Genomic DNA, 15,266 nt, shown 5'->3' with positions numbered 1-15,266 from the left:
CGAGACCGGCGCACGCAGGGCCGATCGCGGCCGCGCGCCGTCAATGCGCGGCCGCGGCCGGCTTCGCCATCCGCCCGAGCACGTGCTCGGTCATCCCCCGCGCGAGCTCGGTCTCGCCCATGAACACGGTGCCGACGCCCTCGCTCGACAGCAGCGCGGCCTCGTCGCCGCTGTTCGTGCACAGCACGACCTCGAGCGTCGGATTCAGCGTGCGCGAGATCTCGACGATCTGCCGCACGTCGAACACGTCGGGCAGCGTCACGACCAGCATCCCGGCGCGGGCGATATGCGCCTGCACGAGCACGATCGGCTCGATCGCGTCGCCCGACACGGCCGCGATGCCGTCCGCGCGCAGCTTCTCGACGAGTTCGCGATTCTGCTCGACGACGACATACGCGATGCCGCGCTCGTCCAGCGCATGCGCGATCCGCGTGCCGACCTTGCCATAGCCGACGATCACGACCTGCCCGGTCAGATGCGTCTGCGGCGTCGACATCGGCAGCGCGGCAAGCGGATCGTCTCGCGCCTCGAGCTTGCGCGCGAACGCCGAATGCTTGCGGATCCATGCGAGCGCCGGATCGATCAGCGCGAACAGCAGCGTGTTCATCGCGATCGAGATCAGCGCGACCGCGAGAATCAGGCTCTGTCCTTCGGCCGACAACAGCCCGAGCGCACGGCCGAGGCCTGCGAGGATGAACGAGAATTCGCCGATCTGCGCGAGGCCGGCGCCCACGGTCAGTGCCGTGTTCAGCGGATAGCGGAATGCGATCACGAGCGCGACGGCCGCGAGCGTCTTGCCGATCAGCACGATGGCCGCGACCTCGATCACGTGCAGCGGCTCGTCGAGCAGCACCTTCGGGTCGAACAGCATGCCGACCGAGATGAAGAACAGCACCGAGAACGCGTCGCGCAGCGGCAGCGTCTCGTCGGCCGCGCGCCGGCTGAATTCCGACTCGCGCATCATCATCCCGGCGAAGAACGCGCCGAGCGCGAACGACACGTCGAACAGCTTCGCCGCGCCGAACGCGATGCCGACCGCCGCGGCAATCATGCACAGTGTGAACAGCTCGCGCGAGCCGGTGCGCGCGACGAGCCAAAGAATGCGCGGGAACACGCGCTTGCCGACCACCAGCATCAGCGCGATGAACGCCGCGACCTTCAGCATCGTGACGCCGAGCGTGCCCCACACGCTGCCGCCGGCCGCATGCGCGTCGCCGGGCGGCGTGCCGCCGAGCAGCCCCGCCACCGGCGGCAGCAGCACCAGCACGAGCACCATCACGAGATCCTCGACGACCAGCCAGCCCACCGCGATACGCCCGTTGACCGTCTCGACGAGCCCGCGCCCTTCGAGTGCGCGCAATAGCACGACGGTACTCGCGACCGACAGCGCGAGCCCGAACACGAGCGCCGCACCGAGGCTCCAGCCCCAGGTGAGCGCGAGCCCGCCGCCGAGCAGCGTCGCGACGGTGATCTGCACGATGGCGCCCGGCAGCGCGATCTTGCGCACCGCGAGCAGATCGCCGAGCGAAAAATGCAGACCGACGCCGAACATCAGCAGCATCACGCCGACCTCGGCGAGCTGCTGCGCGAGCGACAGGTCGCCGACGAAACCGGGCGTGCCGGGGCCGATCACGATCCCCGCGAGCAGATAGCCGACGAGCGGCGGCATTTTCAGTAGCGACGCGAGATAACCGAAGATCATCGCGAGACCGAAACCGGCCGCGAGCAATGCAATCAGGCTGACGTCATGAGGCATCCCCCCTCCCAAGCTCTTGTAACGATTTAGTAAGGTTCAAGAGTGAAAGGATACGGGATGAAGCGGAAAAATGGCGCGCCGCCGCGAAAATTTCAACGCGGCGGCGCGTATTGGCGGGGTGCAACCCCTGCGCAGGGGAAACGCGTCGCAAGCCCGGCCGCACGTCGCGCGGGCCGGGCTGCCGGCGGGCTGGCGCCCGTCAGCGCGACGCTTGCGGGAACCGCGCGCCCGGCGGCGGCTCGGGCCGCGTCGACGGCACGCTCTTGCGCACCTTCGCGACCTGCGCGGCGGTCACCAGCGCGCCCGTGTTGCCCCAGCTCGTGCGCACGAAGTTCGACACGTCCGCGACTTCCTGGTCCGACAGGCGCCAGCCGAACGGCGGCATCGTGAAGGTCGACGGCGCGGTGCGCGTGCCCTGCAGCGCGCTGCCTTCCAGTACGACGTGGATCAGCGAGGTCGGATCGTCGCCCTGCACGACCGGGTTGCCGGCGAGCGCCGGGAACACGCGCGTATAGCCGTGGCCGTCGCTGCGATGGCAGGCCATGCAGTTGTCGCGATAGACGGCCGCGCCCGGCTTGCTCGCGTCGCCGGTCTGCAGCGCCTTCGCCGCGGCCGCGTCGTACACGTGCGGCTGCTCGCCCTGCACGCGCGGCGGCAACGTCTTCAGGTAGCGCGCGATCGCGTTCAGGTCGTCGTCGGTCATGTGCTGCATGCTATGGCCGACCACGTCCGTCATCCCGCCGAATGCGGCCGTACGCAGCGTGCGGCCGGTCTTCAGGAACTGCACGATCTCGGCCTCGTTCCACGTGCCGAGGCCCGTGCGCGGCTCGCCGCGCAGGCTCGTCGGCACCCAGCCGTCGATCGCCGCGCCGCCGGCCAGGAAGTCGAGGCCGTCCGCGTCGGTCAGCCCGCGCTCCTGCATCGTCGGCGCGCGCGGCGTATGACACGCGCCGCAGTGGCCGAGCCCCTGCACCAGATACGCGCCGCGCGCGACCACCGGGTCGGTGTACGGCGCCGCGTCGAACGGTTTCGGCGACGGCGCGAACATCTTGCGCCAGATGCCGAGCGGCCAGCGCATCGACAGCGGCCACACGATGTCGACCGCGCGGTTCTCGTGCTCGACGGGCGCGACGCCGTGCATGAAGTACGCGTACAGCGCCTTCATGTCGTCGTCGGTCAGCCGCGAATACGACGGGAACGGCATCGCCGGATACATCGTGTCGCCGTTCTTGCGCACGCCTTCGCGCACCGCGCGGGTGAAGTCCTCGTAGGTCCAGCCGCCGAGGCCCGTCTTCGGGTCCGGCGTGATGTTCGTCGAGTAGATGCCGCCGATCGGGGTGTCGAACTTCAGCCCGCCCGCGAACGGCTTGCCGCCGCTCGCGGTGTGGCATGCGATGCAGTCGCCGGCGCGAGCAAGGTATTCGCCGCGCTTGACGAGGGCCGCGTCGGCGGACAGCGCCGCCGGTGCGGCCGCCGGGCCCGAAGCCGCGGTCGGCGCGGACGCCGGCTGCGCGAACGCGGCGCCGCCTGGCAGACCGAATGCCGCCCATGCCGCGCCGATCGCCAGCGCGCGCCGCAGCGGAGCAATGCGGCGCGCGGCGTTGTGGTGGTTCATCGTCCTCTTCATGCGGTCACCAGCGGGGCGGGATTTTTCAGGTACTGCTCGCGGATCGCGCGTGCCGACCAGTAGGCCAGCGCCGCGATGATCCCGGTCGGGTTGTAGCCGATGCCCTGCGGCAGCGCGGACGCGCCCATCACGAACACGTTGTGCACGTCCCAGCACTGCAGATAGCGGTTCAGCACGCTCGTCTTCGGGTCGGTGCCCATGATCGCGCCGCCGACGAGGTGGGTCGTCTGGTACTGGCGCGAGTCGAAGTGCTTGCCGAACTCGCGCGTCGACACGCCGATCGCCTTCGGCCCCATGGCCTCCGCGATCTTCTTCATCTGCCCGGTCACGTACCGCGCCATCCTGATGTCGTTGTCCTTCCAGTCGAACGTCATCCGCAACAGCGGCTGCCCGTACGAATCGCGATAGGTCGGATCGAGGTCGAGATAGACGTCGCGGTACGACATGTTGGTGCCGTGCGCGTCCATCGAGATCGTGTGCGCGTAGTTGTCCTTCACCGCCTTCTTCCACGCCGAGCCCCACTGCGGCGTGCCGGGCGGCGTCGCAATGCCGCTGATCGGCTTCACGCCGGCCTGGTTCACCCACAGCGGCGAGCCGCCGACGAAGCCGAGCGGGCCGTGATCGAAGTTGTCCGCGTTGAAGTCGTCCACCGCGACGCCGTTGCCGCCCGCGCCGATGAACGGATTCGTGTAGGTATCCTTGTCGAAGAACGCCTTGATCGTCGACAGGTTCTGGTACGCGAAATTGCGGCCCACGACGCCTTCGCCCGACACCGGGTCGTACGGCTTGCCGATGCCCGACAGCAGCAGCAGGTGCACGTTGTGATACTGGAACGCGGCCACGATCACGAGGTCGGCCGGCTGGTGCACTTCACGCCCGGCCGGATCGACGTAGGTCACGCCGGTCGCGCGCTTCTTCGTGTCGTCGAGGTCGACGCGCAGCACGTGGCACTTCGAGCGCAGCTCGAAGTTCGGTGCCTGCTTCAGCGCCGGCAGGATGTTCAGGTTCGGCGACGCCTTCGAGTACATGTAGCACGCGTAGCCGCTGCAGTAGCCGCAGAAGTTGCACGGGCCCATCTGCACGCCGTACGGGTTCGTGTACGGCCCCGACGTGTTCGCCGACGGCAGCCGGTACGGATGCAGGCCGAGCGAGTGCGCCGCATCGAAGAAGCGCTGCGCCGAATACGTATTGAGCTGCGCGGGCAGCGGGAAGTTGTCGCTGCGGTTCGCCTCGAACACGTTGCCGTCGCCGACCACCTTGCCGCCGACCTTGTACGCCTGCCCCGACGTGCCGAACACCTTCTCGGCGAAATCGAAATGCGGCTCGAGCTCGTCGTACGTGACGCCCGTATCCTGGATCGTCATCCCTTCGGGGATGAATTTCTTGCCGTAGCGCTCTTCATAGTGGCTGCGCAGGCGCAGCTCTTCCGGCGTGATCCGGAAGTGCACGCCCGACCAGTGCAGCCCCGCGCCGCCCACGCCTTCGCCCGGCAGGAACGCGGCGAGCTGGCGGTACGGCAGCGCGGTGTCCTGCAGGCCATGGCGGATCGACACGGTCGTCTTCGACAGGTCGAGGAACAGCTTCTTGCGGATGTTGTAAGTCAGCTCGTCGATCGTGTTCGGGTACGCGCCGTCCGGATAGGTGTCGCGGTATTCGCCACGCTCGAGCGCGACGACGTTCAGGCCCGCTTCGGTCAGTTCCTTCGCGAGAATCGCGCCGGTCCAGCCGAAGCCGACGATCACCGCATCGACGTGCGGCTTCTTATCTGCGGCCATCAGCTGCGCTCCCCGTTGATCGAGACGGGGCCATACGGATAGGGCTTGCCGCTCTGGTTGACGAAATCCATGAAGTCCGCGCGCGCGCCCGGGAAACCGATCATCTTCCACGCGGCCATGTCGCGATTGCCGCCATGCACCGGATCGCAGAAGTAGCCTTCACGCGTGTTCTGCAGCAACTGGCCGAGGAACACGCCGGGCGGGACGTCGTCGATCTGTGCGCTGCCCTTCTCCAGCGCGCCGAGCACCGTGTCGCGCGTCGGCGCGTCGAGATCCGCGAACGCCTTGCCGTGCGCCTTTTCGCAATAGCGGTTGACGGCCGCGATGCCGAGCCGGTAGATGTCGCGCGGCACCAGCTTCAACTGGTAGCCGAGCTCGGGCACGCCCTGCTGGAACGGCCCCTGCATGTACCACGTCGCGCCGTGCGCATACGGCGTCTCCATCTGGCGATCGATGAATTCGGGCACGCCCGCTTCGAGTGCGCCGGGGCCTTCGGCGTCGGCAGGAATCAGCCGGTCGACGGCGGCCTGGACGAACGCCCATTCCTTCGCATCGAAAAAGGTCGGCTTGTACGGCGCGCGTTCGGCGCTGGCCGACGCAGTGGACGCGTTGCCGGCCGTCGTCGCGGACGACGAGGACGAGCGCAGGTCGCAGCCGGCGACCGACGCGATCGGCACGAGCGCGACCGAGGTGCGCAGGAAACGGCGACGCGAATTGGGTTTGTCAGGTGGCGTGGACATGGTCGGATGTTGATCGTTGGGGATCGGGTTCGGACGCGCGCATGCCGCATGCCGCGTGCCCGGCAGGCAGCCGTGCCGCAGGCGGCCGGTCGCCATGTTCTTTCGGTGTTGCGCACTACCTCGATGCAGACGTCCGGCGACGCAGTCCGCGGCGGTGCCGTCAACGCAGCCGCACGTCGCCCCGGCGCCGGCGGCGCTGCGCGGTTCGACCTCTTCGCGGGCCCTATCGTCGGACAAATACCGGCATCGGCCTGCATCTACCCGCCATCGCCCACGACCCTTGTTCAACTTAGACGTCGCGTCCGCGGACAGCAAGCGCAACGTGCACGACCCTCTTTTCCGGCCGGGCGACGAGTGCGGCGAATTATATATGGAACCGGTTCCATTACTAGAGGGTTCGATGCAATTCAGTGCATCGAAATTAGCAACAATGGGAAGGCTGCAAGACTGAATGTGCAAGGATGGCGAGATGGCGACGCCTTCGCCGGTCGGGCAAACGAGCGGAGCGCGGGGGATGTGCCGGATGTGCCGGATGTGCCGGATGTGCCGGATGTGCCGGATGTGCCGGATGTGCCGGACGTGCCGGACGTGCCGGACGTGCCGGACGTGCCGGACGTGCCGGACGTGAGAGGCGTGAGGGCCGCGGGGGCTGCGAGGGCCGCGTGTCGCTTTCCGGCGACGCCCGCTCGGAGGGCGATGTCGAGTTGGACCGCGCTCCGGTAGTTCCCCCTCCTATGCATACCCACGATGCCGTGCCGGCCGAATACCTGGCACCGACCGACACGCACGCGTGCCGAATCGCGCGCGGCTTTCCCCTCACCCCGGCCAGAACATCGACGCGATCGACAACGCCAGCGCCGCGCACAGCGGCGAGTAATACAGCGTGTCCATCCGCGCGAAACGCGACCCGCGAATCCGTTTGAAGAAGCCGACGTAACGGAAATCGCCGACGGCCCGCACCGCGAAGATCAATGCGAGCGCAACGACCGCGAACGCGATCGTGCCGGGATACGCGTTGCGCCCGAGCCATCCGGCACGCGCGGCGACCACGCCTGCGCCGCCCAGCAGTGCCGCCGCGACGGCGAGCGTGCCGACGGCAGTCGGCCGCAACAGCGGTACGCCGTCGTGCTCGGGAATGGCCGCGCGCTTGCCCAGCCGCCCGCCGAACGCCCAGTAGACGTGCACGAACGCGATGGCGCAAAGCATCGGCACGCTGAAATACGCACCGGTCATGTCGATCAAGGTCCTCGTCTCGTCGTCTCGTTGTTTTGCCGAAAGCACTCCGGCCCACGGCCCCGCCCGCATGACGATACCGAAACCCGGCCACGCGCGCATTGCGACGTCGGGTCGCAACGGCCGCAACCGATAGCCGCGCATGTTGCGTCGCAGTGCGCATGCGTCGTCGCGCTGGCCGGCCGCTTGACTTCCCTCCGTGCACAACTACCCTGTTATTCCAGTACTGCGCGGCATGCCGCTACGCGAGCGGCTGCCCGCACGACGACGATAACGAAGGCCATGGAGGCGACTCATGCTGATCGGCGTGCCGAAAGAGATCAAGAACCACGAGTACCGCGTCGGCCTCACGCCGGCCGGCGCGCGCGAACTCGTGCGGCACGGCCATCGCGTGCTCGTGCAACGCGGCGCGGGCACGGCGATCGGCCTGCTCGACGACGACTACACGGCAGCGGGCGCATCGCTCAGCGACGGCGCCGACGAAATCTTCGCGCGCGCCGACATGATCATCAAGGTCAAGGAGCCTCAGCCGGCCGAATGCGCGATGCTGCGGCGCGGCCAGATCCTCTATACGTACCTGCATCTCGCGCCCGATCCCGATCAGGCCGCCGCGCTCGTGAAATCCGGCGCGGTCTGCATCGCGTACGAAACCGTGACGGGCCCGGGCGGCGGCCTGCCGTTGCTCGCCCCGATGAGCGAAGTCGCCGGCCGCATGTCGATCCAGGTCGCGGCGACCCACCTCGAAAGCCCGCGCGGCGGCCGCGGCCTGCTGATGGCCGGCGTGCCCGGCGTGCCGGCCGCGCACGTCGTCGTGCTCGGCGCGGGCGTCGTGGGCACCGGCGCGCTGCAGATGGCGGTGGGCCTGGGCGCGCGCGTCACCGTGCTCGACAACAACGTGAACCGATTGCGCCAGCTCGATCTCGTGTTCGCCAACCGGATCGCAACCGTCTGCTCGAATGCGCAAACGGTCGACGAAGCCGTGCGCGATGCCGACGTCGTGATCGGCGCCGTGCTGGTGCCGGGCGCATCGGCGCCGCGGCTCGTCACGCGCGACATGATCGCGACGATGCGCAAGGGAGCGGTCGTCGTCGACGTCGCGATCGACCAGGGCGGATGCTTCGAGACCTCGCATGCGACCACGCACGCGGCGCCGACCTTCGTCGTCGACGGCGTGGTCCACTACTGCGTCGCGAACATGCCCGGCGCGGTCGCGCGCACGTCGACCTTTGCGCTGAACAATGCAACGCTCGGCCATGCGCTCGCGCTCGCCGACAAGGGCTGGAAACAGGCGATGCTCGACGATCCGCATCTGCGTGCGGGCCTGAACGTGTGCGACGGGCACATCACGTACGAAGCGGTCGCACTGGCGCTCGGCCTGCCCTACGTGCCGGCGATAGGCGTGCTCGCTTGACCATGCCGGCATGCGTTGCACGCAACGCGGCCGGCCGCGTTGCGTTCACGCGCCCTTCGACCGGCTCCGCTTCGCGCCGCCGCCCGCGCTGCCCGCACCGCCCATCGTGCGCGCCAGCAGCGGCCGCAGTTGCGCGAGCGTGCGCGTGTTCAGCACGTCCTGCCTCGTCAGCCAGCCACGCCGCGCCTGATCGATACCGAACGCGAGGTTGTCGAGTTCGTCCGCGCTGCATGCATCCGAACCGATCGCCACCAGTACACCGGCCTTCGCGGCCTCGCGGCACCAGACGTCCGGCAGATCGAATCGCCGCGGCTGCGCATCGAGTTCGACGAAGCAGCCGCGCGCGGCGGCCCCCGCGAGCACGCGCGGCACATCGAGTGCGCAGGCGTCGCGTTCGCCGAGCACGCGGCCGGTGGGGTGCGCGAGAATCGTGAAATGCGGATGGTCCATCGCGCGCAGCATGCGATCGGTCTGCGCGCCGCGCGGCAGGTCGAAACCGTCGCGTACCGCACCCACCACGAGATCGAGCCGGCCGAGCATCGCGTCGGGTACGTCGAGGCTGCCGTCCTCGCGAATGCCGGCTTCCACGCCCTTGAGCAACACGAAATCGTCGAACGTCGCGTTGACGCGATCGATCTCGTCGATCTGGCGCGCAAGCCAGTCGAAGCCGTCCCGAGCGCCATCGGGCGGGGCACGGTCGGTGACGGCCAGGTACGCGAGCCCGCGTGCACGCGCGGCGTCGGCCATCGCGCGCAGGCCATCGCGGCCGGCCGATGCATCGGTATGCGCGTGCAGGTCGCCGTGGAGATGCTTGCGCTCGACCAGCGCCGGCAGCGTGCCGGCACGCGACGCATCGACCTCGCCGCGGTCCTCGCGCAACTCGGGCGGCACCTCGCGCAGCCCGATCGCCGCATAAACCGATGCCTCCGTCGCGCCGGCAATCCGCTCGTCGCCGCGAAACACGCCGTATTCGTTGATCTTCAGGCCGCCGGCCTGCGCGATCCTGCGCAGCGCGATGTTGTGCGCCTTCGATCCCGTGAAGTAGACGAGCGCCGCGCCGAACGCATCGGCATCGACGACGCGCAGGTCGACCTGCAACCCGCTGGCAAGCGTCACGCTCGACCGGGTCTTGCCGTGCGCGAGCACGCGCGCCACGTCGGCGTGGCCGACGAACGCTTCGGCGACCGCGACCGGCTCGCGTGCGGTGACGAGGATGTCGAGATCGCCAACCGTCTCGCGGCGGCGGCGGAAGCTGCCGGCCGGCACGGCCTTGCCGACGCCGGCCACCGCACGCAGGCGTTCGAGCAACGGCATCAGCGCATGCGCGGCGTCGGGCAGCAGAAAGCGTTGCGGCTCGCGCTGCAGGCGATCGTCGATCGCTTCGAGCAGATGCGCTTCGGTTTTCGCGCCGAAGCCCGGCAGCTCGCGCACATGCCCGCTCTTCGCTTCGGCGCGCAACTGTTCGAGCGAATCGACGTGCAGCGCGTCATGCAGCGCCTTCACGCGTTTCGCGCCGAGCCCGGGCACGTCGAGCAGTTCGACGATCGCGCCCGGTAACGCATGACGCAAGGTCTGCTGCAGTTCGCAGGTGCCGGTCGCGGCGATCTCGCGCAGCTTCGCCGCGAGATCGGCCCCGATCGACGGAATCTTCGCGAGATCGTCGCCGTTCGCGATCATCGTCGGGATATCGCGGCCGTAGTCGGCGACCGTGCGCGCGGCGTTGCGGTACGCACGCACGCGAAACGGGTTGGCGCCCTGGATCTCGAGCATGTCGGCGATCTCGGCGAACACGGCCGCGCACTCGGCATTGTGGATCGGCATGATCGGCGTGGCTCCTTCCACGTGGATGTCGCGCCGCGCGCGTGCGCGGCGGCGTCTGCCCGCCCGGCGCCGCATATCGACGCCGCCGGGCGCCCGTTGGTCATCCTACGCCGGCCGCGCGTCGCGTGCAGCGCGGTTCAAGCCGCGACGTCAGAGCGACGCGCGCGGCGTCGTCGCGTAGCGTCGCTCGTAGAGCGACTGGCAATGCGCGCAGCGCTCGGCGGTCGGACGCGCCAGCAGGCGCTCGTAACCGACCGAGCCATCGCAGTCGATGCATTCGCCGTAACTGCCGTCGCGCATCCGCTGCTGGGCGCGGCCGATCGCGCGCAACTCGGTCAGCTTCATGCCGATCAATGCATGATCGACGTCGACGAACAGGTCTGCGTTCGCCTCGTCGCCCTCGTCCGGCGCCGCGCCGGCCAGATCCGCATAGGATTCCGACGCGCGCTGGTCTTCGCTCGTGCGGATCTCCGCACGCAGCGCCTGCTCGCTCTCGTTCAGCCGCTGCTTCAGCGTCTGCCTTTGTTGTGGGTCGAGCGACATGGCCGTCTCTCCTGTTCCGGGTTCCGCGCAAAAAAGAGCGGCGCGCGGTACCGCGCCGGTGCACGGCACGCAGGCACGACTGCGCCGCCGCATCCGGATGGGCGGCCGGACGTGCGAAACGCCGGACGCATTCGACGCAGGATAAACCCATTGAACACGCGTGTGTTGACCGAAATCGGCGTACCCGTCATGCAGCGGCAGCGGTGCGGAAACTGGGGACCGACGCGCAATCCCGGCTTGCGGCGCGCACCGCGAAGGCCGCCGGCGCAACCGCAGCGCAGCAATTTCCCGTGCGGCCACGGTGCATCCTTCCGTGCTCGCGAACCGGCATCACGCAGTCGATACGATCGCGCGCACGGCGTCGCCTCGATGATTCGGCATCCTTAGAACGCGTTGCGCCCGACGAAGCCGCGCACCACCGTCATCAGGATGATCTTGATGTCGAACCAGAAGCTCCAGTTCTGCATGTAGAACAGATCGAGCTTCACGCGCGCCTCCATCGCCTCGATCTTGCGCGTCTCGCCGCGATAGCCGTTCACCTGCGCCCAGCCGGTGATGCCGGGCCGCACGCGGTAGCGGTACATGTAGCAGTCGATCAGTTGCCGATACAAGTCGTCGTGCTCGATCGCGTGCGGACGCGGACCGACCACCGACATCTGCCCGAACAGCACGTTGAAGAACTGCGGCAGCTCGTCGAGCGACGTGCGCCGCAGGAACGCGCCGACGCGCGTGATGCGTGCATCGTTGCGCGACGCCTGCCGCACGACGCCGGGCTGGGCGCGATGCACGCGCATCGTCCGGAACTTCAGGATGTCGAACTCGCGGCCGTCGACGCCCTTGCGGCGCTGCCTGAACAGCACGGGCCCCGGCGACGACAGCTTGACCGCGATCGCCAGCAGCGCCAGCAGCGGCAGCAACGGAATCAGCACGCCGAACGCGAACAGCCGGTCGAACGCGAACTTTGCCCACAACTCCGGCGCGGAGCGCGGCGTGGTCGCGAGATTGATCGCCGGCATGCCGAGCACGTCGGTCGCGGAGCGATCGACGATCGCCATCTGCCGCACGTCGGGCAACAGCCGCAACTCGACGAACTCGTCGCGCAACTCGCGCACGATGCGGTGGATCCGCCACTCGTGCGACATCGGCAGCGTGAGCCAGACCTCGTCGATGTCGCCGCCGCGAATCAGGTCGCGAAGCGTGTTCCAGTCGTCGATCACCGGTACGCCGCCGATGCCGCCCGCGGCGGCCTGCGCATCGTCGTCGAATACGCATGCGGGCACGAACGGGCCGTTCGGCGCGAGCTGCATCCGCTCGATCGCCACGCGCCCGTAAGCCGTTGCGCCGACGACGGCGACGCGGCGCTGCCGCGCACGCGGGTCGCCGCGCGTCAGCGCGAGCGCCAGCAGCGCCGCGCGGCCGAGCAGCAGCGCCGCGTCGCCGGCCAGCACCGTGCGCACGATCCAGCGGGTGGTCACCGTGCCGCCGCGATTCATGATCCACATCGTGCCGGCCACCGTCAGCACGCTCGCACACATCACCGCCACCAGCGTGTGCGTCAGCACGTGCGCGCCGCCCTGCACGGCCACACCGCCAGGCACGGTGCGCAAGTAGCGCGGCAGCAACGCCACCGTCAGCACGCACAGCAGCGCGATCGAACCGCGTTGCGCATCGGACAGTTCATGCCATCCGAGACCCGACGCCGCCTGCGCGACGAGCGTCCCGGCCAGCACGAGCGCGACGTCGACCGCCGCGATCGCGGCACGCCGCATTGCATTCGTTCCACCGGACATCGACTGCATCGTCACGCACCGTGCGCGGGGAATCCGAAATGCGCATCCGGCATGCGCGGACGAACCGTCGCCGGCCTCGCATTTGCGCGCGTGCCGAGCAACCGGCGATAGTCGGCACGAATCAGGTCGTAGCACTCGCACGCCTGATGTTCGAGGCCGTGCCGGTCGAGCACCGTGATGCGGCCGCGGCGTTGCCGGATCAGCCCGGCTTCCTGCAGGTTCCCGGCCGCTTCCGTCACCCCCTCGCGCCGCACGCCGAGCATGTTCGCGATGGTCTGCTGCGTGACGGCCAGCTCGTCGCCGTCGATCCGGTCGTGCGCGAGCAGCAGCCAGCGGCTGAGTTGCTCGCTGACCGAGTGATGCCGGTTGCACAGCGCACTGCGCGAGATCTGCGCCATCGTCGCCTGGCAAGTGTTGAGCAGCAGCCGGTAAGTCTGCGCCGATCGCTCGAATTCGGCGCGCATCACGCAACTCGGCACGCGATAGGCCATTCCGCCGATACGCACCTCGACCCGGTTCGATGCGGCGACACCGCCGACCAGCGTCCCCAGCCCGACCACACCCTCACGGCCGACCACCGCCACTTCGACCATCGCACCGTCCTCCATCAGGTGCTGCACCGACATCATCGCCGTCGTCGGGAAATGCAGGTGGCGCATCGGCTCGCCGACCCGGTCGAGCATCCCGGCCTTGATCCTGACCAGTTCGAGATGCGGTGCGATGGCGCGGATGCTGTCCTCCGGGAGGGCAGCAAGGATGGCGTTCGCCGAATAGCTCGAGTGAAGATGAAGCATGTCTGTATCCCTTTTATCGTCCGCGCCGCCGGCAGCAGCAGGCACGGAACTCGTTATCTCGATGCGCGCCCGGACATTGACAGCGGTTGCGGCCCACAACCCTGAATCCGACTGATCATCGGCTTGTCATCGCCGAATTGAGTCGACTGCCCCGTTTCGACACGCCAGCCCGAATAAGCGATTTACGTGCCAATACCCGCCCGTCCTTAATATATGAATCACATCCGATTTAGAGCCGCCGAATAACCGTCCCCAAATCCCAAAAAGCGTCTCATTTCCGGACACTCTCCCGCGCGACGGACACAGCGAGCATTCGACTGATCAATTCCCTTGCCTCGGGCCAGGACGGCCGGTTGGCGGCCGCGACGCTTATCGTTCAAATACTTACAGCCGATTTTCAATTGTTTTCTTGATGTGCAGCGCAGCATTTCGCGCCATCGCCGCACCGCACACGCTCGTTTCAAACTGTCTCAAATTTGAATCGATACACTAATTCGCGGCTCTGTCCGTTACCGCACATATCACAATCAAGCCATTGATTTTAATGACAAATCATGTTGACCCCATTAATTTGTCAAATAATGTTCAATGCCATCTCGCCACTTTCGCTGTACGATTCGCCATGTCGATCGATTGATTCCCGGTCGACATATAATGACAAGCAGGCTCATGATTCCATTTCCGGATGATTAATTCCGGGAAAACGAATCATTAAATCGACATAACGTTCCGGCTCAATTGCAATCGTCAAACTTTGTGAAATGACAGAATGCGGAATTGCTCGAATTCAATTGCGTGCTAGCCTTTTTCGCGAGTATCGTCATTCCGTTTTTGATCAACAAAAGTCCGCACGATCGTGCGAAATCCCGTTCCGGGGTTCGCCGAAACGACGCGCGACCGCCAACCTGCGAGGATGCGCCGTGACTCACCAGGCCGCCGACGCCGTCGCGTATGCGAACGGCGTGATCGAGCTTTCCCACAGCTTCGACGCCAACCGGTTTCTCGCGGCCATCGACCGCGACGAACTCGCCACGCTGACACCCCACCTGCAGCTCGTTCACCTGAAATCCGGGCAGGTGCTATGCGAACCCGGCGAAATGCTCGCCGCGGTCTACCTGCCGGTCACGAACGCGATTTCGCTGCAGTACGTGTCGTCCGGCGGCATGACGCTGGAGGTCGCGGAGATCGGCAGCGAAGGCGTGGTCTGCGACGACGTGATCGGCGGCAGCGGCCGGATGCCCTGCCGCGCGGTCGCGTGCCGCGACGGTTTCGTCTACCGGCTCGACCGGCGCGTCTTCGCGGCCGCGTTCGATGCGTCGCCGGTGATCCGCCATCTCGTGTTCGTCGGCGTGCGGCTGCTGATGGCGCAGGTCTCGCAGATCACGTTCTGCAGCCGTCATCACGTGCTAAAACATCAGTTGTGCAGATGGTTCCTGCTCGCGTTCGACCGCACGCGCAGCATCGAGATCCAGGTGACGCACAGCATGCTCGCGCAAATGCTCGGCGTGCGGCGCGAAACGGTCACGGACGCAGCCGGCGAAATCCAGAAGCTCGGCCTGATCCGGCAATACCGCAGCTCGATCGAGCTCGCGGACCTCGACGGCCTCGAAAAAATGTCGTGCGGCTGCCGCGCGATCGTGCGCGACGAGATGAAGCGCATCCTGTCGGCCGACTCGGGCGTGCCGGCCGCGTCGCGCGCGTGACCGGCGCACCGGGCCGGGACGGCGCTTCTGCGCCGCCGGCGTGCCGGGTCAGCTGTTTGTAGGGTGGCGAACA

General features: G+C 67.6%; 11 protein-coding genes. 2 read left to right on the top strand and 9 right to left on the bottom strand.

Features of this window, described 5'->3' with window-relative positions:
- Positions 1 to 40: 40 nt before the first annotated feature.
- From WS89_RS02645 to WS89_RS02625, 5 genes are all read right to left on the bottom strand, one after another.
- Positions 41 to 1,756 carry a cation:proton antiporter domain-containing protein gene (locus tag WS89_RS02645; protein WP_059789404.1) on the bottom strand — a complete coding sequence of 572 codons (1,716 nt, stop codon included), beginning with the start codon at positions 1,754 to 1,756 and terminating at the stop codon, positions 41 to 43.
- 199 nt (positions 1,757 to 1,955) lie between these two features.
- Positions 1,956 to 3,383: a c-type cytochrome gene (locus tag WS89_RS02640; protein WP_059789403.1), complete on the bottom strand. Its 1,428-nt coding sequence runs from the start codon at positions 3,381 to 3,383 to the stop codon at positions 1,956 to 1,958.
- The gene (locus WS89_RS02635) at positions 3,380 to 5,158 is read right to left on the bottom strand and encodes a GMC family oxidoreductase (RefSeq protein ID WP_059500680.1); all 1,779 of its coding nucleotides are present in this window, start codon (positions 5,156 to 5,158) and stop codon (positions 3,380 to 3,382) included. The genes WS89_RS02640 and WS89_RS02635 overlap by 4 nt, the downstream gene beginning before the upstream one ends.
- Entirely contained in the window at positions 5,158 to 5,898 is a 741-nt protein-coding gene (locus WS89_RS02630; protein ID WP_059500866.1) for a gluconate 2-dehydrogenase subunit 3 family protein, read from the bottom strand. The genes WS89_RS02635 and WS89_RS02630 overlap by 1 nt, the downstream gene beginning before the upstream one ends.
- Before the next feature lie 816 nt (positions 5,899 to 6,714).
- The gene (locus WS89_RS02625; protein ID WP_059789713.1) at positions 6,715 to 7,131 is read right to left on the bottom strand and encodes a DUF3995 domain-containing protein; all 417 of its coding nucleotides are present in this window, start codon (positions 7,129 to 7,131) and stop codon (positions 6,715 to 6,717) included.
- A gap of 295 nt (positions 7,132 to 7,426) precedes the next feature.
- Between WS89_RS02625 and ald the strand changes: the two genes are divergently transcribed.
- Positions 7,427 to 8,542, top strand: coding sequence for an alanine dehydrogenase (ald, locus tag WS89_RS02620; protein ID WP_059789402.1), 1,116 nt, complete (start codon positions 7,427 to 7,429; stop codon positions 8,540 to 8,542).
- Positions 8,543 to 8,587: 45 nt separating this feature from the next.
- On the opposite strand, the gene polX is transcribed toward ald, so the two are convergent.
- The 4 genes from polX to WS89_RS02600 all read right to left on the bottom strand — a co-directional run bounded on the left by polX (position 8,588) and on the right by WS89_RS02600 (position 13,490).
- Positions 8,588 to 10,363 (bottom strand): DNA polymerase/3'-5' exonuclease PolX, encoded by a 1,776-nt coding sequence (gene polX / locus WS89_RS02615; protein ID WP_059500682.1) that lies wholly within the window; start codon positions 10,361 to 10,363, stop codon positions 8,588 to 8,590.
- A 150-nt stretch (positions 10,364 to 10,513) separates the two neighbouring features.
- A complete protein-coding gene (locus WS89_RS02610; RefSeq protein ID WP_059500683.1) occupies positions 10,514 to 10,906 on the bottom strand; it encodes a TraR/DksA family transcriptional regulator in 393 nt (130 codons plus the stop codon).
- Positions 10,907 to 11,289: 383 nt separating this feature from the next.
- Positions 11,290 to 12,696, bottom strand: a complete 1,407-nt coding sequence (locus WS89_RS02605) for an undecaprenyl-phosphate glucose phosphotransferase (RefSeq protein WP_059789712.1) — start codon at positions 12,694 to 12,696, stop codon at positions 11,290 to 11,292.
- A gap of 11 nt (positions 12,697 to 12,707) precedes the next feature.
- Positions 12,708 to 13,490 (bottom strand): Crp/Fnr family transcriptional regulator, encoded by a 783-nt coding sequence (locus WS89_RS02600; RefSeq protein ID WP_059500684.1) that lies wholly within the window; start codon positions 13,488 to 13,490, stop codon positions 12,708 to 12,710.
- A gap of 920 nt (positions 13,491 to 14,410) precedes the next feature.
- Between WS89_RS02600 and WS89_RS02595 the strand changes: the two genes are divergently transcribed.
- On the top strand, positions 14,411 to 15,193 hold the full coding sequence (locus tag WS89_RS02595; RefSeq protein ID WP_059500685.1) for a Crp/Fnr family transcriptional regulator: 783 nt from the start codon (positions 14,411 to 14,413) through the stop codon (positions 15,191 to 15,193).
- Positions 15,194 to 15,266 lie beyond the last annotated feature (73 nt).

This window comes from Burkholderia sp. MSMB1072 (assembly GCF_001524725.1).
Classification (GTDB): domain Bacteria; phylum Pseudomonadota; class Gammaproteobacteria; order Burkholderiales; family Burkholderiaceae; genus Burkholderia.
This window is presented reverse-complemented; position numbering and strand designations above follow the sequence as displayed.